The sequence below is a fragment of the Thiohalorhabdus sp. genome (assembly GCF_036628635.1).
Classification (GTDB): Bacteria; Pseudomonadota; Gammaproteobacteria; order Thiohalorhabdales; family Thiohalorhabdaceae; genus Thiohalorhabdus.
Window position 1 is genome coordinate 42,733 of sequence record NZ_JAZKRM010000016.1, and the last position, 20,781, is coordinate 63,513.

Annotated in this window: 16 protein-coding genes and 1 pseudogene; 10 read left to right on the forward strand and 7 right to left on the reverse strand. The window is 68.1% G+C overall.

The window, feature by feature from the left end; genetic code table 11:
• Positions 1-24: 24 nt before the first annotated feature.
• On the reverse strand, positions 25-3,081 hold the full coding sequence (locus V5A19_RS07270) for an efflux RND transporter permease subunit (protein ID WP_332318450.1): 3,057 nt from the start codon (positions 3,079-3,081) through the stop codon (positions 25-27).
• 9 nt (positions 3,082-3,090) lie between these two features.
• Positions 3,091-4,209 carry an efflux RND transporter periplasmic adaptor subunit gene (locus tag V5A19_RS07275; RefSeq protein ID WP_332318449.1) on the reverse strand — a complete coding sequence of 373 codons (1,119 nt, stop codon included), beginning with the start codon at positions 4,207-4,209 and terminating at the stop codon, positions 3,091-3,093.
• A 182-nt stretch (positions 4,210-4,391) separates the two neighbouring features.
• On the opposite strand from V5A19_RS07275, the gene nhaC reads away from it, so the two are divergent.
• On the forward strand, positions 4,392-5,936 hold the full coding sequence (gene nhaC / locus V5A19_RS07280; protein ID WP_332318448.1) for a Na+/H+ antiporter NhaC: 1,545 nt from the start codon (positions 4,392-4,394) through the stop codon (positions 5,934-5,936).
• 314 nt (positions 5,937-6,250) lie between these two features.
• On the opposite strand, the gene V5A19_RS07285 is transcribed toward nhaC, so the two are convergent.
• The 5 genes from V5A19_RS07285 to V5A19_RS07305 all read right to left on the reverse strand — a co-directional run bounded on the left by V5A19_RS07285 (position 6,251) and on the right by V5A19_RS07305 (position 10,843).
• The gene (locus tag V5A19_RS07285) at positions 6,251-6,853 is read right to left on the reverse strand and encodes an endonuclease/exonuclease/phosphatase family protein (RefSeq protein WP_332327749.1); all 603 of its coding nucleotides are present in this window, start codon (positions 6,851-6,853) and stop codon (positions 6,251-6,253) included.
• Between the two features lie 24 nt (positions 6,854-6,877).
• Complete coding sequence (locus tag V5A19_RS07290; protein WP_332318447.1) at positions 6,878-9,025, reverse strand: VTT domain-containing protein; 2,148 nt, start codon at positions 9,023-9,025, stop codon at positions 6,878-6,880.
• Between the two features lie 146 nt (positions 9,026-9,171).
• Positions 9,172-9,306, reverse strand: a complete 135-nt coding sequence (locus tag V5A19_RS07295; protein WP_332318446.1) for a hypothetical protein — start codon at positions 9,304-9,306, stop codon at positions 9,172-9,174.
• Positions 9,307-9,351: 45 nt separating this feature from the next.
• Positions 9,352-10,116, reverse strand: coding sequence for a TMEM164-related integral membrane acyltransferase (locus tag V5A19_RS07300; protein WP_332318445.1), 765 nt, complete (start codon positions 10,114-10,116; stop codon positions 9,352-9,354).
• Positions 10,117-10,141: 25 nt separating this feature from the next.
• Positions 10,142-10,843 carry a polysaccharide deacetylase family protein gene (locus V5A19_RS07305; RefSeq protein WP_332318444.1) on the reverse strand — a complete coding sequence of 234 codons (702 nt, stop codon included), beginning with the start codon at positions 10,841-10,843 and terminating at the stop codon, positions 10,142-10,144.
• 191 nt (positions 10,844-11,034) lie between these two features.
• On the opposite strand from V5A19_RS07305, the gene V5A19_RS07310 reads away from it, so the two are divergent.
• The 9 genes and pseudogenes from V5A19_RS07310 to hpnA all read left to right on the forward strand — a co-directional run bounded on the left by V5A19_RS07310 (position 11,035) and on the right by hpnA (position 20,732).
• Positions 11,035-12,153 (forward strand): MlaE family ABC transporter permease, encoded by a 1,119-nt coding sequence (locus tag V5A19_RS07310; protein WP_332318443.1) that lies wholly within the window; start codon positions 11,035-11,037, stop codon positions 12,151-12,153.
• Positions 12,153-12,953, forward strand: coding sequence for an ABC transporter ATP-binding protein (locus V5A19_RS07315; RefSeq protein ID WP_332318442.1), 801 nt, complete (start codon positions 12,153-12,155; stop codon positions 12,951-12,953). Before V5A19_RS07310 ends, V5A19_RS07315 begins: the two co-directional genes overlap by 1 nt.
• Positions 12,954-12,955: 2 nt before the next feature.
• The gene (locus tag V5A19_RS07320; protein ID WP_332318441.1) at positions 12,956-13,915 is read left to right on the forward strand and encodes an MlaD family protein; all 960 of its coding nucleotides are present in this window, start codon (positions 12,956-12,958) and stop codon (positions 13,913-13,915) included.
• Positions 13,912-14,541: an ABC-type transport auxiliary lipoprotein family protein gene (locus V5A19_RS07325; protein WP_332318440.1), complete on the forward strand. Its 630-nt coding sequence runs from the start codon at positions 13,912-13,914 to the stop codon at positions 14,539-14,541. The genes V5A19_RS07320 and V5A19_RS07325 overlap by 4 nt, the downstream gene beginning before the upstream one ends.
• A 241-nt stretch (positions 14,542-14,782) precedes the next feature.
• The gene (gene shc / locus V5A19_RS07330; protein ID WP_332318497.1) at positions 14,783-16,741 is read left to right on the forward strand and encodes a squalene--hopene cyclase; all 1,959 of its coding nucleotides are present in this window, start codon (positions 14,783-14,785) and stop codon (positions 16,739-16,741) included.
• Entirely contained in the window at positions 16,735-17,427 is a 693-nt protein-coding gene (locus V5A19_RS07335) for a phosphorylase family protein (protein ID WP_332318439.1), read from the forward strand. The genes shc and V5A19_RS07335 overlap by 7 nt, the downstream gene beginning before the upstream one ends.
• A 99-nt stretch (positions 17,428-17,526) precedes the next feature.
• A pseudogene (gene ispH / locus V5A19_RS07340) lies at positions 17,527-18,474 on the forward strand (4-hydroxy-3-methylbut-2-enyl diphosphate reductase).
• A gap of 11 nt (positions 18,475-18,485) precedes the next feature.
• Positions 18,486-19,613, forward strand: a complete 1,128-nt coding sequence (gene hpnH, locus V5A19_RS07345; protein WP_332318438.1) for an adenosyl-hopene transferase HpnH — start codon at positions 18,486-18,488, stop codon at positions 19,611-19,613.
• Between the two features lie 27 nt (positions 19,614-19,640).
• Positions 19,641-20,732, forward strand: coding sequence for a hopanoid-associated sugar epimerase (gene hpnA, locus V5A19_RS07350; RefSeq protein WP_332318437.1), 1,092 nt, complete (start codon positions 19,641-19,643; stop codon positions 20,730-20,732).
• Positions 20,733-20,781: the final 49 nt, after the last annotated feature.

Genomic DNA, 20,781 nt, shown 5'->3' on the forward strand with positions numbered 1-20,781 from the left:
CCCGGCAGGGAACCGGGGATCCCGCTAGGCGGTCGCGGCGTGGCCATAGTCCTTGCCGATCACCAGATACAGGGTAGGTACCACGAATAGGGTGAACAGGGTGCCGATGGTCAACCCGGTGGCGACCACGAGCCCCAGGGCGTACCGGCTCTCGGCACCGGCTCCGGTGGCCACGATCAGCGGCACCATGGCGAAAACCAGGGCCGCGGTGGTCATCAGGATGGGCCGCAGGCGGATGCCGCTGGCTTCCTCGATGGCCTGACGCTTGCTGTAGCCCCGGGCTTGGAGCTGGTTGGCGAAGGCAACGATCAGGATGCCGTGCTTGCTGATGATGCCGATGAGGGTCACCAGCCCGATTTGGGTATAGATGTTGATGGTGGCAAAGCCCAAAAACAGGAAGGCCAGGGCCCCGGCAACGGACATGGGCACCGATACCAGCATCACCACCGGATCGCGCCAGCTCTCGTAGAGGGCGGCTAGCATGAGGAAGATCAGGATCAGGGCCAGGAAGAAGGTGGTCACCATCTGGCCGCCCTCCTCCACGAACTTGCGCGACGGGCCCTTATAATCCACCCGATAGCCGTCCGGAAGGATGCCCTCGGCCTGATCGTTCAAAAAGCCCAGGGCCTGCCCCATGGACACACCCGGTGCCGGCACCGCCGAGATGGTAGCACTGTTGAGCTGGTTGAAGCGCTTGAGCTTTTGGGGCTGCACCGTCCGCTCCACCGAAGCCACCGTGGCCAGAGGCACCATGTCCCCGGAAGGCGTCCGGATGTGGTAATCCTCGAGCTGGCCCGGGTTGAGCCGATCCCGGCGCTGCACCTGGGGGATCACCTCGTAGGAGCGGCCCTGCATGCTGAACCAGTTGACGCGGCCGCCGCCGAGCATGGCCCCCAGCTCGGTGCCGACATCGCGCATGGTGAGGCCCAGGTCGGCGACCTTGTCCCGATCCACCCGGATGCGCGCCTGGGGCAGGTCGTATTTGAGGTTGGTGTCGCCGAACATGAACAGCGGGGACCCCGCCACCGCCTCCAGCATGCGCTGGGAAACCTCGTGGAGGGCCTCGGGCTCGTCGGTCGTACCGAGCACGAACTGTACCGGCAGGCCGCTGCCGGAGCCCGGCAGGGGTGGGGGCACGAAAACCGCCGGATCGACACCCGGAACCCGGCTCAGCTTGGCTTGCAGCTCCGGCTTGATGGCCATGGCGGTACGCTCGCGCTCGCTCCATGGCTTCAGCCGCATGATGGAGAAGGCGCTGTTGGGCAGGGCTGCCCCCTGGGGACTAATGCCGTTGGCGTTGAAGTAGACCTCCGCCTCCTCGAAAGAGGCGAAGATGGGGTTGTACATGTCCGTGAACTTGCGGGTCTGGTCCAGCGTCGCGGAGGGGGCGCCCGTGGTCATGGCGAACAGGGTGCCCTCGTCTTCCTTGGGTGCCAGCTCGCTCTGGGAGCCGGCGAACAGGAAGTAGCTGGCGGCCAGGACCACCACGGCGAACACCACGCCCACCGGCGTGTAGTTCAGGGTGCGGTGGAGTAGGCCCTCGTAGGCCCAGCGAAGTTGGTTGAAGACCCGATCCAGAAAATGCTCCAGCCGCCCGCCCCCCGCACCGGCCTTGAGCATGCGCGAGGCCATCATGGGCGACAGGGTCAGCGCCACGATGCCGGAGATCACCACCGCCCCGGCCAGGGAATAGGCGAACTGGGCGAACAAGGTCCCGGTGACCCCGCCCACGAAGCCGATGGGGGCAAATACCGCCACCAGGGTCAGGCTCATGGCCACGATGGGCCCAGCAAGCTCGCGCGCCCCGTACAGGGAAGCATCGAAGGGCGTTTGGCCCTCCTCGATGTGGCGGTGTATGTTCTCCACCACGATGATGGCGTCGTCCACCACCAGGCCGATGGCAAGCACCATGGCCAGCAGGGTAAGGATGTTGATGGAGTAGCCCAGCGTCCACATCAGGAAGGCGGCGCCGATAAGCGACAGGGGCACCGCCACCACGGGTATGGACACCGCCCGCAGCGAGCCCAGGAACAAAAAGATCACCACCACCACAATGAGGAAAGCCTCGAGGAGGGTCTTCTGGACCTCGGTGATGGATTCCTCGATGAAGTCCGTGGCGTCGTAGACTACCGTATGCTTCAGGCTGGCGGGATACTGGGGCTCCAGATCCGCAAGGGTGTCGCGGACCCGCGGCACCACCTCCAGGGGATTGGCGTTGGGCGTAACATCGATACCGATAAAGGTCCCCGGCTTGCCCTTAAAAATCACCGAGCTGGCATAGGTTTCGGCACCGAGCTCGACGTCAGCGATGTCGCGAAGGCGGATGGTGCCCGCCTCACTGCGCCTGATTACCAGTCCCCGGAACCCCTCCACCGAGCTGACATCGGTTTCTGCCTTGAGCCGGACAGTCACTTCGCTGCCTTTGGTGCGCCCCACTCCGGCGACGTGGTTGTTGGCGGCGAGAACCCGGCGGACCTGGGCCGGGGTCACGCCCACCGCGGCCATCTTGTCCGGTTTGAGCCAGGCGCGCAGGGCGAAGGGCCGCCCGCCCAGCACCTGGGCCTCCTGAACCCCGGTCACGGTATTCAGCTCCGACTGCACCACCCGGTTGAGGTAGTCGGTGATTTGGTTGGGAGCCAGATCCTCACTGTGGAAGTTGATGTACATGGTGGCGGTGGTCTCCCCCACCTCCACGTTCAAGATGGGCTCCTCCGCCGACTCCGGGAGATCCGAACGGACCTGGTCCACCTTGGACGATATCTGGGTCAGGGCCTGATAGGGATCGTAGTCGAGCTCGATGTGGGCCTGGATGAGGCTGGTGCCCTGGATGGAAGTGGAATCCAGGTAATCGATGCCGTCGGCGGTGGCGATGGCTTCCTCCAAGGGGGAAGTGATGAAGCCCTTGATGAGCTCGGCGTCCGCCCCCGGGTAGGCCGTACGCACGGAGACCACGGCGTTGGTGGTCTCGGGATACTCGCGCAGATTGAGCAGCTGGAAGGAACGCACCCCCAGCAGCAGGATCAGCAGGCTGATGACGGAGGCCAGCACCGGCCGGCGGACGAAGATATCGGTGACGTTCATGGCCGGCGCCTACTTGTTGACCGGCCGAGGATCGGGGTCATTGGCCGGCTGGACCTCGTTGTTCGCCTCAATGCGGGCGCCCTCGCTGAGCTTGAGCTGGCCCGAGGTCACCACGGTCTCGCCGGCCGCCAGCCCCTCAGTCACGGCCACCTGATCGCCCCGCCGATCGCCGGTGGTGACGAAGCGCTTGGTGACGGTGAGGGCACCTTTGCCTTCCGGCTCCTCCACCACGAAAATGGAGTCGCCGTAGGGATTACTGGTGATGGCCGTCTTCGGCAGCGTCACCACGTCTCGGCGCTCGGGAAGGCGCACGGCGGTCTGGGCGAACATGCCCGGCCGTAGCAGGCCGTGGTCGTTGGGCACGGTCGCCCGCACAGCGAAGTTCCGGGTCTCCTGGGCGACCTGGGGATCGATGGCGCTGATCGTGCCTTCGAAGCTGCGGTCGGGATGGCTGTCCACCGCCAGGGTCACGGTCGTGCCCTCGCTCACCTGGGCGAGCCGTTCCTGGGGCAGATCGAAATCCACATACAAGGGGTCCAGGTTCTGGAGGGTGACCAACCGATCGCCGGGGGAAACGTACTGGCCCTGATCCACCTGACGGATGCCCAGCACGCCGTCAAAGGGGGCACGGATCCGCTTCTTCTCGATCAGGCTTCGCTCCCGCCGCAGCTGGGCCTTGAGGCTCTCGACCTCGGCAGCGGCCTCATCCACCGCTTCCTGCGAGGTCTGGTCCTGGCGAAGCAGGCGTCGGCGACGCTGGAGGCGGCTCTCGGCCAGGTCCCGCTGGGCCTGCAAGCGGTCCACCTCTGCCTGCTCCGTGGCGGTATTGAGCGCCACTAGCAGTTTACCGGCACTTACCCTCTGGCCTGACTGGAAGCGGATCTGCATAACCCGCCCGGCGATCGCGGGACTTACCGCAACCGTATCCACCGCCCGCAGACCCCCCACGGCCTTCAGCGTGGGCTGCCAGGTCTTGCCCTCGGCGACGGTGGTGGTTACCGCGGTAGCCGGCTGCTCACGGGCAGCCATCTGCTGCATCTTGAGCATGCCTTGGTAGTACTTCCAGCCGAACAGGCCGCCGATGATGACGGCGAGGGCCAGAAGCATCAGGACCATGCGCTTGATCATGGATCGCGTTTCCTCTGCAGGGGATCGCGGGGCTGACCGATTGGTCAGGAAGGGGAAGAAGGGTGACCAAAAGGGTCAGTCGCGTCAACTAAAAACCCGGGCCGCGGCCTTGAAGTCACTGCTTGATCGGTATAATCACCGGGGTCCTGACCCTTCGACCCGGCAGCCTAGGAAGCATGCCCATGCCCGCATCCAGCGAGGCCCCGGCAAAAGACCTGCCCAAGCCCAGCCTGCCCCTGGCCATCCTGCCCATCGCCGTCACCATGGCCCTGATCCTGTTCCAGATCGCCTACTTCGGGGCGGACAACTTCGCCCCCCATATCCCGTTGGCCCTGGGCATTGCCTTCACCGCGGCGGTGGGTTGGGCCATCGGCTACCGTTGGCGGCAGATGGAAACGGGGCTTTTCCACGTCGTCCACATCGGCCTGCCCTCGGTGGCCATCCTCATGACCGTGGGCATGATCATCGGTACCTGGATCCTGGCCGGGACGGTACCCTTGATGATCCATTACGGGCTGACCTGGATCACCCCGCAGTATTTCCTGCTGGCGGCCATGGCCCTGACGGCCGTGGTGTCGGTGGCCATCGGCACCTCCTGGGGCACCGTGGGCACGGTGGGCCTGGCCCTGGTCGGTGTCGGCGACGGCCTGGGCATTCCCATGGGACTCACCGGCGGCGCCATTGTCTCCGGGGCCTTCTTCGGCGACAAGATGTCGCCGCTGTCGGACACCACCAACCTGGCGCCGGCGGTCACCTCCACCCATCTGTTCAGCCACATCCGCAACATGATGGCCACCGCCATCCCGGCCATCGCAGTGGCGGGGGCAGCCTTCTGGGTGCTGGGATGGCGCCACGCCGGCACCGAGCTCCACGGCGAGCGGGTGGCCACCATCCTCGCCGGGCTGGAGGGCCAGTTCGCTCTCAGCCCGTGGCTTCTATTGCCGGCGGTGCTGGTGGTGGTGCTGGCGGTGCGCCGCTACCCCGCCCTGCCGACCCTGTTCCTGGGCGTGGTGGCGGGCGCCGCAACGGCCATGGTGGCCCAGGACGCCTCCCTCCATCAGGTGTTCGAGGCCATGCAGAACGGCTTCGAAAGCCGCACGGGGATCGAGGCGGTGGACGACTTGCTGTCCAACGGCGGCATCCAGTCCATGATGTGGACCATCTCACTGGTGCTTATCGCCCTGGCCTTCGGCGGCATCGTGGAACAGACCCGCTGTCTAGAGGTCATCCTGCACGCGGTCATGGCCCGGGTGCGAGGCCCCTTATCGTTGGTATCGGCCAGCACCGGCGGGGCTGTGAGCACCAACCTGATCACCGGCGACCCCTACCTGGCCATTGCCCTGCCCGGCCGCATGTTCGCCCCCGCCTTCCGCGGCCAGGGCCTGTCCACCCTCAACCTGTCGCGCTCGGTGGAGGAAGGCGGCACCCTGATCAACCCGCTGGTGCCGTGGAGCGCGGGGGGTGCCTTCACCGCCGGGGCCCTCGGCATCCCCACCCTGGTCTACGCCCCATTCGCCATCGCCTGCTGGCTGTCGCCGCTGATCGGGCTTCTCTACGCCGCCGCCGGCCGGTTCATGCCCGTGGCCGACGCCGAAGAGCGCCGCCGCTGGCGGGCCGACCGCGAGCCCGTAATGGTAGACGGCGAACTGGTTAATGCCGCCGAGCTCGAACCCGAACGTCTTGGGCGGTCCTTCGATGCCTATCGGCAGGCCGGGGCCACCTCCTAGTGGCCCGCCCCAGAAGTGCGTAGGGGTTCTGGGCGTTCTGAGCCGGTCCAGAGCAAGGCGTTCCGCCCCTGAACCTCTATGGGTGGTGCCGGTAGCCCCAGTAAGGAAGGAGCTCAGGGGCGGGATGGATAACCCACGTCGAGGAGGCGCTTGCGGCGCTGGGCGGACTCAGAGGCTCCCTTCGGGCGAGCCGGGATAGCGGGCGGCGCGGCGTCGGCGCTCCTGGACGGGCAGGCAGCCCGACGGCGTCGCGCTTCCTTGCGGCGCCCGCTATCCCGGCTCGCAGAATCCCTACGCACTTCTGAGGCGGGCCACTAGCCCCCAGGCAGGTCCAGGCACCCCATAACGGGCAAATGATCGGAAGCAGGGCGAGTGGCGGGGCTCCGCACCGCCCATATCTTGCGAAGGACACCGCGCGGCCGGGCCCAGATGCGGTCCAGCGCTAGCACCGGGCTGGCAGCCGGAAACGCGGGTGGCGCCGGACTCGGACCGAAGCGCTCCCGGAGCCGGCGCAAACTGCGGCTCCAAGGCCACCACTCGTTGATATCCCCCAACAAAACCAGGGGCCGGGGGTAGGCTTCTTCCAGGGCTCCAAGAAGGCGCCGGACCTGGGCGGCGCGTTCGCGGTGCCGCAGTCCCAGGTGGGTAGCCACCACACGCAGGAGCCCACCGGCTACCCGAACGTCGGCATCGATGGCACCGCGTGGCTCGTAACCGTCGATGCTGAGGTCGATGTGCCGGACGGCGGTCACCGGATAGGCGGATAGCAGGACATTGCCGAAATCGCAGTCGCCGCCGGAGCCGGCGTAAATGGTGGTGCCGGGGATAGCAGTGTAGCCGGTGGCCTCGGCGAGGTAGTCCATTTGGAAGGTTCCCCGGCCCAGCGGGCTGGCATCCACCTCCTGGAGTGCCACCACACCCGCAGCGATACCGAAACAGGGTCAGCCGGCATCGGACCGGCCCCCTTTCCCGGGCAGACGGACCCGGAGCCACCGGCGCAGCAGGAGGGCCCCGGTAACCATGGCCGCACTCACGCCGCCCAAGATGGCCAGGTTCTCCCAGTCCGGCCGGAGCACCACCGCCAGCAGGCTGTCGGCGAATACCGCGATGGCCAGTGTTCCCGGGATAAGCCCCAGCGCCGACCCGGTGAAAAAGACCCGGAAAGGCAGACGGACCGCCCCCGCCACCAGGTTGATGATCGTGAACGGGGCCACGGGTACGATGCGCACCACGGCGATGGCGGGCAAGCCGCGGCGGGCCAGCCACTGGCTGACCCGGTTCAGGCGTGTCCCCGCCAGGTTGCGCACGGCCCGCCGGCCGAGCAGCGCCCCAGCGACGTAGGCTGCCGACAGGGCTATCAGGGTGGCCCCATAGGCATATGCAAAGCCCTGCCCGGGCCCGAAGGTCAGGGAAGTAGCCACGATCAGCACGGTCACCGGTACCGCCAGCAAAGTGGCCACAACGAACAGGGCCGCCACCACCGGAAAGGACCAGGGGCTGCCCCGAACCCCTTGGATCCACCGCGCCAGCTCCTCCGCCTCGAGCCACGGATCCAGCGGCGTCCATTGCCACCCCGCGGCGAGAAGAGCCAGCATCGCCACCAGCCCCGCGAAGCGCAGCGTCCAGCGGCGGCCGGCAATGCGGGCCTCCCTGGGGACCTGATCGCGCAGCATGACCTCCGGGTCCACCGGGCCCTCGGGGTCGATCACGGCGGAGCCCGGCACCAGCCGGTCCACCTGGGAGGACACGGTTCCGTCCAGCGGCAACACGCTGCGGCCGCTGGACGAGCTCAGGGCGTCCACCGCCGCCACCAGCGAGCCCTGTCGTTGTAGCGCCGCCGTCACGTCCTCCGTCTCTTTCCCCAGGTGCTCCGCCAGCAGCCCGTTACGGAAGGCCGCAACCCCCTTCCGGATCCGCTCCCTGCCGCGGGCCTCGACAGCCAGGTCGCACTCGGTATCCAGACCCATGGACCGGTTGCTGGTATTGGCCGAGCCCACCCGTAGCAGCTCGTCATCCATGATCAGCACCTTTGCGTGGACACTGACCCAGCTGTCCCCCAGGCCGGGGACATAGGGGTAGCAGACCCGCAACCGGCCGTAGCGGTCGGCGGCGCGCAGGCGCCGCAGCAGCCGGCTGCGCAGGACATCCATGGTGTTGGCCTCCAGCCAGCCGTCCTTGCGCAGAGGCAGAACGATGACCACCTCGGGCCCGTGGTCCTCCGCCAAACGCTCGGCCAGAGCAGAACCCACGGCGTTGCTGGTGAGGTACTGGTTTTCCAGATAGAGCCAATGCCGGGCGGCGGCGATGGCTGCCAGGTAGAGGCGCGCCACCTCCCGCACCTCCTGCCACTCGCCGTAGGCGGGCCGGGTGCGGGCGATGCCCACCTCGACATCGCGCAGGTCGGGGACCAGCTCCGTCGGCCAGGGATCGGCAGACGGCGCCAGCGGGGGATCGGCCGGCCCGGCACCGCCTGCCGCCCAGCGTTGCCGGGCCAGCTCCCCCAGGGCAGCGGCGGCCTCACCGTCCACCGCCATGGCGGCGTCGTGGAAGGGCTGGTAGGCATGCCCATCCGGGCCCCGGCGGCGGGGGTCCCCGGGGGCGTGCTCGGGCCCGTCCCAACGCCACTTGCTCAGGTCGAAACCGCCGGCGAAGGCCACCGCATCGTCTACCACCACAACCTTTTGGTGGTGGGAGGCCCCCACCGGGTGCTGATTGTCCATGCGGAAGTGGACCCGCGGGTGACTGCGCCAGCCCAGGTTGAGCACGGGAAAGGGCTCGCGCTCAAGGGCGTAGATCATGGCGTAGTCCCAGAGCAGGACATGCACATGCAGACCACGCCGCCGCCGACACAGGCCGTCCAGGAACGGGCCCAGCTGCTCGGGGAGATTTTCCGGGCGAGGGCCGTCGCGGAACAACCGCATGCGCCGATCAAGGTCCCAGGCCAGGATCCAAACGGCGCGCTCCGCCCGGCTCAGTGCCCGGCCCACCGCCGGGTAGTAACGGCTGCCGTCCACCAGGAGGGCCACCCGATCGGCCCGGGCCAGGCGCCAGCAGGTATCGCCCGGGCGCAGGAGAGGGGTATCAGCCACAACCGCTCCCCGATCCCAAAAGCGGGCCTGTCCCCTCGGGACACCGGTGTATCCTTTGGGATGCCATACCCTCCTCGCAGCACATTAGCGTCCTTCCGGCCCGACTCCAGGACAGATGGCGCCGGGAGCCCGTTGGGAAGGACGAATCAGCGGTCCAGGCGACTCACTAGGTACAGGGCGCCTATTACCAGAACGGGCACCAACAGGGCCAGCCAGGGCTCGATCTGGATGCCATCGGTTATGGGTAGCATGAGCCATTCCGGCGTTGTCGATACAGACAAGTCATGGGGCTCCAGCCACCGGGGTGGGTCAGGTGATGCCCCGGCCTAAGCCTGGCGTTTTTCATCGGGGTCCGGGTCCAAGGGAGCCGGTGGGGCAATGGCTTGCATGCCCCGGAACAGCAGGTACATGAATGCCGCCACCAGGAGCCAGTGCCACGGCGCCGGTGGCACCAAGGCGGCCAGTGGGCCCGGCAGAGCCGGCAGCTCCAACAGATACAGATAGTTGGCGCCCAGGAGCAGGTCAACCGGCACCAGGACGATCCCGTAGCCAAGCAGCCAGGCCCACGCCCGCCCGGCACTGGCGGGGACGGGCCCCCGCCCCCGGCCGAAGGCTAAGTGCACCAAGATCGCCAGGGTGAGCCCGTGGGATCCGAACAGGGACGCATAGGCCACCGAGGGAAAATCCTGCTCCAGGTCGGGCAGGAGCAGGGCCAGGGAGGAGGCCGAAAGGACCCAGTAATAGAGCAGATCGAACAATCCCGCTCGGGGCCGCCACAGGTAGGCGACCAGGAGCAGCTGATTGATGTCGCATAACTGGAGGGGCAGGTCCCGGGCAGGGCTGAAGCCCTGGGGAATCCGGTACACGGCGTACCAGGCAGCGAACTGAGCGAGCACCAGCGCCCCCAGCGGCCAGCGCAACGCCGGCGGCGCCTGGGCCAGCAGGTTGCGACGCCCCATGGCTGCGGCGAGGACCACCACCCCCACCACGGCTAGCGCCGCGAAGTGACTGATGCCGAAGAGGGAAAAGCTGCCGCCGGAGGCCATGGCAACCTGGTGACTGGGAGCTACCCGCCACTCTGGGCCAGGCATCCGTCACCGGCAAGACGCTCTGCCCTCATTCCTCAGCCACCAGCCGGGAGAGGGTCACCACCCGGAAGCGCCGGGTCAGCTCCGGCAGGATGCGGGCCAGCTTGCGCGCCGGGGGCTCCACCAGGTCGGGCCGATCGTGGAGAACGATGATCGACCCCGGGCGGGCGTTGGCTAGCACGTACCAGGCATGGAACCGCGGCCAGGGCAGACTGACATCCAGAGGGAAGACATCGCCCAAGGCGACATCGTGCCCCTGGGCCTGGGCCGCCCCCACCACCTTGCCGGTGACCACCCCGCCGCCGGGGCGGAACCAGCCGGCGTCGCCATGGGCAGCGAGCACGGAGCGGGTCCGGGCCAGATCCTGTTCCAAGGAACGGCGTCCCACCCCGGCGCTTAATCGGTCCCGGAAATCGTGGCTGGCCAGCTCGTGGCCCGCCGCGCTCATACGCCGCAACAAATGCGGATGCTCGGCGGCCCGGGATCCGATCAGGAAGAAAGTGGCCCGGGCCCCATAGCGGTCGAGCACATCCAGCAGGGCCGGGGTGGTCCCGGGTTGGGGGCCATCGTCGATGGTTAAGGCCACCACCGGCCGGTCGGTGGGCTCATAGAAGGTGACCTCGGGGGCCAACCAGGCCAAGGGTCCAACCAACAGCCGCGGCGCGGCCAGGTAGGCCAGGACCACGACGACGGGTATCAGGACGGCCAACGCGAGCAAAAGCCTGCGCATGTCTTATGCTCCCTGGGCACTGACCCTCTGCGGAGACCCTGGTACCGCTGCGCCGGCCTCAAAGCGGATCCCGACTGGTTGGCCGGTTTTGCCCCGCTACCACCGTCCCTTATGCTGGACCCCATTCGCTCGCTTCGGCGAGTGGGGTATCACCCCCCAAGGCATCCCTCGTCCAGGAGGCTCGGACCTTCATGGCGCCATCGCCGCCCACTGTCCAGCAGCAGACCGAAGACGGCCATGTCCGGGTCGAGGTCAGCGGCCAGTGGGATCTGCTGGCCACGCCCGAGCACCGCTCCCAGGCCCGCAGCCAGCTGGCGGCCCTGGTAGCTTCGGAGTCCGTGATCTGGGATTTGCGCGGCATCGACCGCATGGACAGCGTCGGCGCCCTGGAAATCTGGCGCGCCTGGGGGCGGCGGTTTCCCCCCGAGGTCCGTCTCCATACCTATCAGCGCAGCATCTTCCAGCGCCTAAGCCGATCGCCGTCGAGCCGCCCCCGCCAAGCCGGCCACCCCCTCCACGCGCTGGACCGCCTGGGCGGCCGGATCGCCTACGTCCTGGGGATCCTGGCCGAGCTCGTCGTCCACACCGGGCAGGTTCTCCTCGCCGGGCTCTACGCCCTGGGGCGGCCCCGAGCCCTCCCCGGGACGGAGCTGAGCGCCACCGTTTACAAAGCCGGCTTCCGGGCGATGCCCCTGGTGGCGCTGGTCAACTTCCTGGTGGGGCTGGTGATGGCCTACCAGATCGGCCTAGCCATCAGCCAGTACGGCGCCAATTCCGCCATCGTGGGGGTCTTCGGCACCGCCGTCCTGCGCGAGATCGCCCCCTGGGTCACGGCCATCATCGTCGCCGGCCGCACCGGCTCCGCCATCACCGCCGAGATCGGGGCCATGCACATCACCCGCGAGATGCTGGCCCTGCGCACCCTGGGCATCTCCCCGGTGCTGCGGCTGGCCCTGCCGCGGGTCGCCGCCCTGTCGGTAACCGTTCCCCTGCTGGTGGTGCTGGGCAGCTTCTTCGCCATATTGGGCGGCATCGTCATCGCCGAGCCCACTCTGGGGGTGGCCCCGGGCCGGTTCCTGGAGCGCCTGCCCCACGACGTCCCGCTGGTGAACAGCTGGATCGCGCTCCTCAAGGGCCTGACCAACGGGGCCATCATCGGCCTGGTGGCCACCTTCTTCGGCCTCCACAGCGAGCCCAACACCGACAGCCTGAGCCGCATGACCACCGCTTCGGTGGTGGTCAGCCTCGCCTCGGTGCTCATCCTGGATGCCTCCCTGGGGGCCTTTTTCGTGGGCCAGGGCCTGCTTTGATGACGAGCGAGCCGGCCACCATGATCCAGGTGGAGGACCTGGGGACCCGAATGGGGGACCGTTGGATTCACCGCCACCTCAATCTGACGGCCTATACCGGGGAGCTTTTGGGGGTGGTTGGGGCCAGCGGCAGCGGCAAGTCGCTGCTGCTGCACCAGATCCTGGGCATGCTCCCCGCCCCCGAGGGGCGGGTCCGGGTGCGCGGCGTGGACATCCACCGAGCGACCCCTGACGAATACCAGCGCCTGCGCAAGGAATGGGGCATCCTGTTCCAGACCGGGGCCCTGTTCAGCGCCTTCACCGTCTTCGACAACGTGGCCTTCCCCTTGCGGGAGATGGCCCGATTCGGAGAGGCCCTGGAAGAGGATCTGATCCGAGAGCTGACCTGGCTCCGGCTGGAGAGCGTCCAGCTCGAGCCGGAGGATGCCCGCAAGCGCCCCCAGGAGCTGTCCGAGGGCATGGTGAAACGGGCTGCCCTGGCCCGGGCCCTGATCCTGGATCCCGCCCTGATCCTGCTCGACGAGCCCACCGCCGGGCTGGATCCGGCCCTCGCCCGGGAATTTTTGGACCTGCTCACCGAGCTGCGCCAGGAAATGGCCCTTACCGGCCTGGTCATCAGCCATGACCGGGACGCCCTGGCCACCCTCAGCGACCGCTTGGCGGTCCTGGCCGAGGGGCGCATCGTGACCGTTGGCTCCCTGGAAGAGGTCGCCCGGAGCGAGCATCCTTTCGTCCGCGGCCTGTTCGAGCCCAGCCGGGGCCAAAAGCGCCTGTCCCGACTCATCCGGTCAGCGGAGTAAGCATGGAAAACCGCGCCCACGCCCTCCTCGCGGTCTTCTTCCTGGTCCTTCTGGGAGTCGGCGGCGCCTATCTGTACTACTGGATGAAAGCCCCGCAGGCGGAGAACCGGATCTACCACGTGGTCACCGATCACTCCGTGGGCAGCCTGCGGGCGGAATCCGAGGTTACCTACAAGGGGCTGGTGGTCGGTCACGTCAAGGCCGTCCGGTTGCATCCCGAGAATCCCGACAAGGTCCGCCTGCGGCTGGGTCTGCGGCGCGGGATCCCCGTTACCGAGGGCACCTACACCCAAATCCAGACCCGGGGTCTGACCGGCGCCACCTATCTGGCCCTAAAGAAAGACCCCGAGGCCAACGGGGAGCCCCTGCCCGCTTCGCCAAAGGACCCTGCCCGGCTAGCCATGCGCCCGGGCCCCTTTCAGGACCTCATGGACAGCGCCCAGGCCATTGCCGGACAGATCCAACAGCTGAGCCGGCAGCTGACCAGCCTGACCGGTGAAGGCAACCGGGAGCGGATCGGGCGCGTGCTGACCCAGGCGGAAGATGCGTTGGACCGCTGGGAGGGCGTCGCCAGCGCCGTCCGCCCCGGCGCCGCCCGGCTCGACAGCCTGATGGCGGAAACCGAGGATACGGCCCGGCAAGGCCGCCAGGCCTTCGCCCGGATCGCCGAGCTGGCCAAATCCGCCCAAACCGAGATCGAGCAGGTGGGGGAGGCGGCCCAGGCCCTGAAGGGGCTGGGTCGATCCGGGGAAGAAACCCTCCGGCAGGGCCGTCGCCGGCTCATGCCCCGCCTCGACGCCCTGGCCCAGCGCTTCGACCGCATCGCCCGCAACCTCGCCGAGCTCAGCCAAGTCCTGCGTGTGCAACCGCAGTCGGCTATCTTCGGGCCGTCCGGTGGACCGACCGGACCCGGGGAAGAGGGATTCCAATGGCAAGGCAACAGCCCGGGGGAAAGGCCATGAGGGCGGCTCTGGGCGTGGCGGTTGCGGCGTGTTTGGCCGCCGCCTGCGCTCCCGGTCCGAAGACGGAGCCACAGGCCACCGCGTACCGCCTGGCCACCACCCGGCCGGAGCCACCGACCGCGTCGCCATCATTTCCCCAGACCGCCCTCCAGGTTGTCCCCGCAACCGGGTCCTTCGCCGCCTCCCGTACCCAGATCTTTTACAGCCTGGCATACCGCTCCCAGGCCCACGTAAGCCGGTACGGCGAATCCCGCTGGGCGGCCCCGCCCCAACGGATGATCGGCCGGACCGTTGCCTCTTGGCTGGCCGCAAGCGGGCACTGGCAGGCCGTAGTGGGACCGGAGGCCTGGGCACCGGCCGATTATGTGCTAAAGCTGGAGATCCACCGGATCCTTCAGGTCTTTCCCCAACCCCAAGAAAGCGAGGCCATCCTTACCCTCCAGGCCGACCTCAAGGGACCCGAGGATAGACTGCAGGCCCAACGCCTTTTTACCTATCGCCATCCCACCCAAGGCCATGGCGCCCGGGCCACTGCCGATGCCCAGAACCGCAATCTGACCCGGTTCTGCCGGGAGCTGGAGGACTGGCTGCTACAGGCAATGGCCCAGGCTCCCGCGAGATCCTGAGGCCAACGGGGCAGCCAAACCGGTGGCCTGCCTCGGGGGGGGGGTAGGCACAAGGCCGGATACGCCAAATGCGGGCCCTATACCGAACTGGATCGGCCTGCCCCAGGTCGCATTCGGATTCCGCTGGGGACGCCTGTTTTCCATCCGGGAAAAGAAAATAGTTGATCTCGAAGCTTTTATCTGGCGATTTGGGAAGAGGGAGGTTTTGTTTCTCAGGAAAAGGGAGACGACTTTGGCACGAATGAACAGTGGGGAAGAGACCAACCTGCACCCCGGTCAGGGCCTGGCCGGCAGGCATCCTTCCCATGCCGCCTCCCTTCCCCAGGCCCTAGCAAAAGCAGGCGAAGCGCTTATCCAGGCGCAGAACGAGGATGGCCATTGGCGGTGGGAGCTGGAAGCCGACTGCACCATCCCAGCCGAATATATCCTCATGATGCATTTCACCGATGAGGTGGACGAAGCCCTTCAGGCCAAGCTGGCCACCTACATTCGCCGCCGGCAGTGCCCGGAGCACGGCGGCTGGCCCCTTTATTCCGGGGGCCATTTCGATGTGAGCTGCTCGGTCAAGGCCTATTACGCCCTGAAACTGGTCGGCGACGATGCCGACTCGCCGCACATGGCCCGGGTCCGGGAAGCCATTCTGGCCAACGGCGGGGCCGCCAAGGCCAACGTGTTCACCCGGATCCTGCTGGCCCAGTACAACCAGATCCCATGGCGGGCCATTCCGGTGGTTCCCGCCGAGATCGTGCGCTTCCCGGACTGGTTCTTTTTCAGCCTTAACAAGGTAGCCTACTGGTCGCGCACGGTCATGGTGCCGCTGTCGGTGCTATACAGCCTCCGGAGCAAGGCCCGTAACCCCACTGGCACTGGTGTCCGCGAGCTTTTCACCGTGGCCCCGGAAAAGGAACGGGACTATTTCCCCATCTGGTCCTGGCGCAGCCGGATCTTTTTCTGGTTCGAGCGCATTGTGGCCCGGCTGGAGCCCTTGCTGCCCCGGTCCTTCCGAATGGAATCGGTCCGCCGGGCGAGCCGGTGGTACATCGAGCGGCTCAACGGCGAGGACGGTCTGGGCGCCATTTTCCCGGCCATGGTCTATGCCTACGAGGGCCTGATCGAGCTGGGCTACAGCCCCGACCACCCCTACCGGGTCCAGGCCGGCCGCGCCCTGCGCCATCTGGTTGCCGAGCACGGCGACGAGGCCTACCCCGAGCCCTGCGTCTCGCCGGTATGGGACACCGCTTTGGCGGCCCGGACACTCCAGGAAACCGGCCGCGAGGACGCCTTCACTGCGGCACAGCGGGGCCTGGACTGGCTAGCCACCCGGCAGATCCGGGAAACCGAAGGCGACTGGAAGGACGGCAATCCCGACCTGGCCCCCGGCGGGTGGCCCTTCCAGTACGGCAACGCCTTCTACCCCGATCTGGACGACACCGCGGCCGTGGCCAACTCCCTTCATGCCATGGACCATGATGGCCGCTACCAGGAGGCGGTGGCGCGGGCTCTGCAGTGGGTGCGGGGGATGCAGTCCCGAAACGGCGGATTCGGTGCCTTCGACCGCGACAACACCTACCACTACCTCAACGACATCCCCTTCGCCGACCACGGCGCCCTGCTCGATCCACCCACCAGCGATGTCACAGCGCGCTGCGTGGCCTTCCTGGGCAAGGCCGGGGGCCCGGAATCGCGCCCGGCGTTGGAACGGGCCGTGGCCTTCCTCAAGGATGCGCAGGAACCCAGCGGACCCTGGTTCGGGCGCTGGGGCACCAATTACATCTACGGCACCTGGTCGGTGCTGGAGGGGCTCGCCCAGGCCGATTGGGACATGAGAGAGGGTTGGATCCAGAAGGCAGTGGCCTGGCTGAAGGGTGTCCAGCAGCCGGACGGCGGCTGGGGCGAGGGCAACGGCACCTATTTCCAGCCGGAAAAGGCCGGCCAAGGGGCGGCCAGCACGCCGTTCCAGACCGCCTGGGCCGTCCTGGCCCTCCTGGCCGCCGGCGAAGGCGAGATCCCCGAGATCCGCAAGGGGGTGGATTTCCTCCTGCGTAACCAAACGGCCGACGGCCTGTGGACCGATCCGCAGTTCACCGCTCCCGGATTTCCGCGGGTCTTCCACCTGAAATACCGCGGCTACAATAACTACTTTCCGCTGCAGGCCCTGGCCCACTATCGCCGGCACCGACAGGGGCTTGGGGCGTGGTAACCGGGGCGGTGGCCGCCATGCCCAGCGAGGCCCGCTGGCTGGCCGCCGGGGGCGCCACCGCCCCGAGCCCCGACCGGCAAGGACCCTACCTGCGGGTGCGCGCCTCGGGGACAGGCCGCCGGCGGGCCCGAGAGGCGGCGGAGGCCCTCCTGACGGAGGGCGCCTCCCGGCTGTTGAGCTGGGGCATCGCCGGGGGCCTGGACCCGCGGCTGGCCAGCGGGGCCCTGCTGCTTCCGCGGGAGGTGGCGGCGGATCCGGCCATCCCCTGCGATGCGGACTGGCACAGCCGAGTTCGCGCCCGGCTCGCGCCCCATTGGCCCCCGGCGGAGGGCGCCATCCTGTCGCAGGACGGCCCAGTCACCTCTCCCAGGGAAAAGCGGCGTCTGGCCCAAGCCTGGGGGGCCACCGCGCTGGATCAGGAGACCTTGGGCGTTGCCGAGGCCGCCCGCGCTGCCGGCGTGCCCCTGCTGGTGGTGCGGGGCGTGGTGGATCCCGCCGACCGGGCCCTCCCGCCGGGCGTCGCCGCCAGCCTGGGGGCGGACGGCAGCGTGGCCGGCTGGCACCTATTGCGGACCCTGGCCGCCAGTCCAGGCCAGGCCCGGGCCCTGCCGGGCCTGGCCCGGGATCTCTGGCGCGCTCGGGCCACCCTGCGTCAGGCGGCCCGGTTGCTGGGCCCGCAATGGTGAACGGGTGGTTCACAACCGCCCGCGGTGCAGCGCGGGCATTGACGCAACGACGCAGCAACCGGCGCGGCAACCCCGCCCGGCTGGCGGATAGGAGTCAGTATGGACATCGTGATCGCCAAACCCCGCGGCTTCTGTGCCGGCGTGGTCCGAGCCGTGGAGATCGTGGAGCAGGCCCTGGATCTGTACGGCCCGCCCATCTACGTCCTGCACCAGATCGTCCATAACCAGGAGGTCATCCGGGATCTGGAGGACCGGGGCGTAGTCTTCACCGAGGATCTGGCGGCCATCCCCCGCGGCAGCCTGATCATCTTCAGTGCCCACGGCGTGGGTCGGGACGTGGTGGCGGAGGCCCGGGAGCTGGGCCTCCAGGCCATCGATGCCACCTGCCCCCTGGTCACCAAGGTCCATTTCCAGGCCCAGAAGCATAGCCGCCAGGGCCGCGAGGTCATCATCATCGGTCACCGGGACCACGTGGAGGTCCAGGGCACCCTGGGCCAGCTGGACGGGCCCGCTCGGGTGGTGGGCACGGAGGCCGAAGCCCGCGCCCTGGAGGTGGCCGACCCGGACCGCCTCGCCTATGTCACCCAGACCACGTTAAGCCTGGACGACACCGCCGATATTGTGGCCATCCTCAAGGAGCGGTTCCCCAACATCGAGGGTCCGGAGCTGTCCGGGATCTGCTACGCCACCCAGAACCGCCAGAACGCGGTCCACGAGCTGGCTCAAGAGTAGGACCTGCTGTTGGTGGTGGGCTCCCGCAACAGCTCCAACTGCGCCCGTCTGCGCGAGGTGGGCGAGCGCCACCGCCTGCCCGCCTATCTGGTCGAGGACGCCGGAGACATCCGCTCCGAATGGTTCCGAGGGCATCAGCGCGTGGCCCTGACTTCCGGCGCTTCCACCCCCGAGGTCCTGGTCGACCGGGTCCTCGACCACCTGCGGATGCTGGGGGCCGAAACGGTGAGGGAGATGCCGGGGGAGACGGAAACCACGACCTTCCGGATCCCCCTCGCCGAGATCCAATCCGCGCAACCCCAAGCCAACGATTAAGCGAGGCCAAAATGGGTATCCCGCTTAAGCAGCAATATAAAATCGGCAGCTACATCATCGGCCAGAAGCTTCGGGGCAATAAACGCTACCCCCTGGTGCTCATGCTCGAGCCCCTGTTCCAGTGCAACCTGGCCTGCGAGGGCTGCGGCAAGATCGCCTACCCCAACGACATCCTGGCCCAGCGCATGGGCGTCGACGAGTGCCTGGGCGCGGTGGACGAGTGCGGCGCCCCGGTGGTGTCCATTGCTGGGGGTGAGCCCCTGCTGCACAAGGGCATGCCGGAGGTGGTTGCGGGGATCATCGAGCGCAAGCGCTTCGTCTACCTGTGCACCAACGCCCTGCTCGCGCGCAAGCGCATGGACGACTACGAGCCCTCGCCCTACCTCACCTTCTCCATCCACCTGGACGGCAACCGCGAGAGCCACGACGCCTCGGTGTGCCAGGAGGGCGTATTCGACCGGGCGGTGGACGCCATCGAAAAGCTCCGCGACCGCGGCCATCGGGTCAACATCAACTGTACCCTGTTCCAGGGCGAGGATCCGGACGACATCGCAGCGTTTTTCGATTACGTGAAAGGCCTGGGCGTGGAGGGCATCACCGTCTCCCCGGCCTTCGATTACGAGGGTGCCGCCCGCCAGGACATCTTCATGGGGCCGCGCACCATCAAGGACCTGTTCCGCAAGATCTTCCACCGGGGCCAGGGCAAGGAATGGCCGCTGAGCCACTCCGGGCTGTACCTGGACTTCCTGGCCGGCAATCAGGATTACCAGTGCACCCCCTGGGGCAATCCCACCCGCAACATCTTTGGCTGGCAGCGGCCCTGCTACCTCCATGCCGACGGCGGCTATGCCCCCAGCTTCCAGGCCCTGATGGAGGAAACCGATTGGGAAAAGTACGGCCTGGGCCGCCACCCCAAGTGCAACAACTGCATGGCCCACTGCGGCTTCGAGGCCTCCGCGGTGGAGGACACCTTCCGCCATCCGCTGAAGGCCCTCGGCGTGGCACTGCGAGGCCAGCGGACGGAAGGCCCCATGGTGGCGGACCCGCCCCGCAAGGAGCCGCCAGAGCCCCAGGAAACCGGCGAGGTGGCCCGGATCCCGGTGGAGTCCATCGACCGGAGCAAACCCAACGTTTCCTGAGCGGGCTACTCCCGGCTAGGAGCTGCCATGACCACCCTCGTTACCGGCGCCAACGGCTTCATCGGCTCGTCGGTGGCCCGCCAGCTGGTGGCGGCGGGCTACGGGGTCCGGGCCCTGGTCCGCCCGGGCGCTCCCCGCGACAATCTGGCGGGCCTGCCGCTGGCGATCGTGGAAGGGGACCTGACGGACCCGGACAGCCTGGCGGCGGCCCTGTCCGGGTGCCGCTTCCTGATCCACATCGCCGCCGACTACCGCCTCTGGGTTCCCGACCCGGACCGCATGTACCGCACCAACCTGGACGGCACCCGCAACCTCATGCAGGCAGCGCAGGAAGCGGGGGTCAAACAGATCGTCTACACCTCCAGCGTGGCCACCCTCGGCATCCACAGCGACGGCGTGGCCGGGGACGAAACCACCCCGGCGGGGCCCGGGGACCTCATCGGCCCCTACAAGCATTCCAAGTTCCTGGCCGAGCGCGAGGTGACCCAACAGATCCATGACGACGGCCTGCCGGCGGTCATCGTCCACCCTTCCACCCCCGTAGGCCCCCGGGACAGCCGGCCCACACCCACCGGGCGCATGATCCTGGACGCCGCGCGGGGCAAGATGCCGGCCTTCGTCGACACCGGGCTCAACCTGGTCCACGTGGACGACGTCGCCTGGGGCCACATGGCGGCCCTGGAGCACGGCCGGATCGGCGAGCACTACATCCTGGGGGGCGAGAACTACACCCTGAAGCAGATGCTCACCGAGGTCGCCGAGCTCACCGGGCGCAAGCCGCCCCGGGTCCGCCTGCCGCACGGGCTGGTGCTGCCCATCGCCTACCTGGCGGAGGCCTGGGCCCGGGTGAGCGGGCGCGAGCCCCTCGCCACCGTCACCGGGGTCCGGCTGTCCCGCAAGCCCATGTTCTTTAGCTCCGCCAAGGCCCGGGAGGAGCTGGGCTACCGCCCCCGCCCCGCACGCCACGCCCTGGCCGATGCCATCCGCTGGTTCCTGGACCAGGGCCTGCTGCCAGCCACCATCCCGAGGCCGAAGGCGGGCGACGGCGAGGCCCCCACTGTCCCCACCGAAACCACCCAGGAACCGGAAACGCCCAGCCAAGGGGAGACCCGGCCATGACCCGCCTCCTGGACAGCATCCACTCCCCGGCCGAGCTGCGCGAGCTGGC

What these genes read in the sequence shown, in the direction of transcription:
- V5A19_RS07270 (WP_332318450.1), bottom strand. Translation starts at nt 3,081, where the DNA reads ATGAACGTCACCGATATCTTCGTCCGCCGGCCGGTGCTGGCCTCCGTC.
- V5A19_RS07275 (WP_332318449.1), bottom strand. Translation starts at nt 4,209, where the DNA reads ATGATCAAGCGCATGGTCCTGATGCTTCTGGCCCTCGCCGTCATCATC.
- nhaC (WP_332318448.1), top strand. Translation starts at nt 4,392, where the DNA reads ATGCCCGCATCCAGCGAGGCCCCGGCAAAAGACCTGCCCAAGCCCAGC.
- V5A19_RS07300 (WP_332318445.1), bottom strand. Translation starts at nt 10,116, where the DNA reads ATGCCTGGCCCAGAGTGGCGGGTAGCTCCCAGTCACCAGGTTGCCATG.
- V5A19_RS07305 (WP_332318444.1), bottom strand. Translation starts at nt 10,843, where the DNA reads ATGCGCAGGCTTTTGCTCGCGTTGGCCGTCCTGATACCCGTCGTCGTG.
- V5A19_RS07310 (WP_332318443.1), top strand. Translation starts at nt 11,035, where the DNA reads ATGGCGCCATCGCCGCCCACTGTCCAGCAGCAGACCGAAGACGGCCAT.
- V5A19_RS07315 (WP_332318442.1), top strand. Translation starts at nt 12,153, where the DNA reads ATGACGAGCGAGCCGGCCACCATGATCCAGGTGGAGGACCTGGGGACC.
- V5A19_RS07320 (WP_332318441.1), top strand. Translation starts at nt 12,956, where the DNA reads ATGGAAAACCGCGCCCACGCCCTCCTCGCGGTCTTCTTCCTGGTCCTT.
- V5A19_RS07325 (WP_332318440.1), top strand. Translation starts at nt 13,912, where the DNA reads ATGAGGGCGGCTCTGGGCGTGGCGGTTGCGGCGTGTTTGGCCGCCGCC.
- shc (WP_332318497.1), top strand. Translation starts at nt 14,783, where the DNA reads ATGAACAGTGGGGAAGAGACCAACCTGCACCCCGGTCAGGGCCTGGCC.
- hpnH (WP_332318438.1), top strand. Translation starts at nt 18,486, where the DNA reads ATGGGTATCCCGCTTAAGCAGCAATATAAAATCGGCAGCTACATCATC.
- hpnA (WP_332318437.1), top strand. Translation starts at nt 19,641, where the DNA reads ATGACCACCCTCGTTACCGGCGCCAACGGCTTCATCGGCTCGTCGGTG.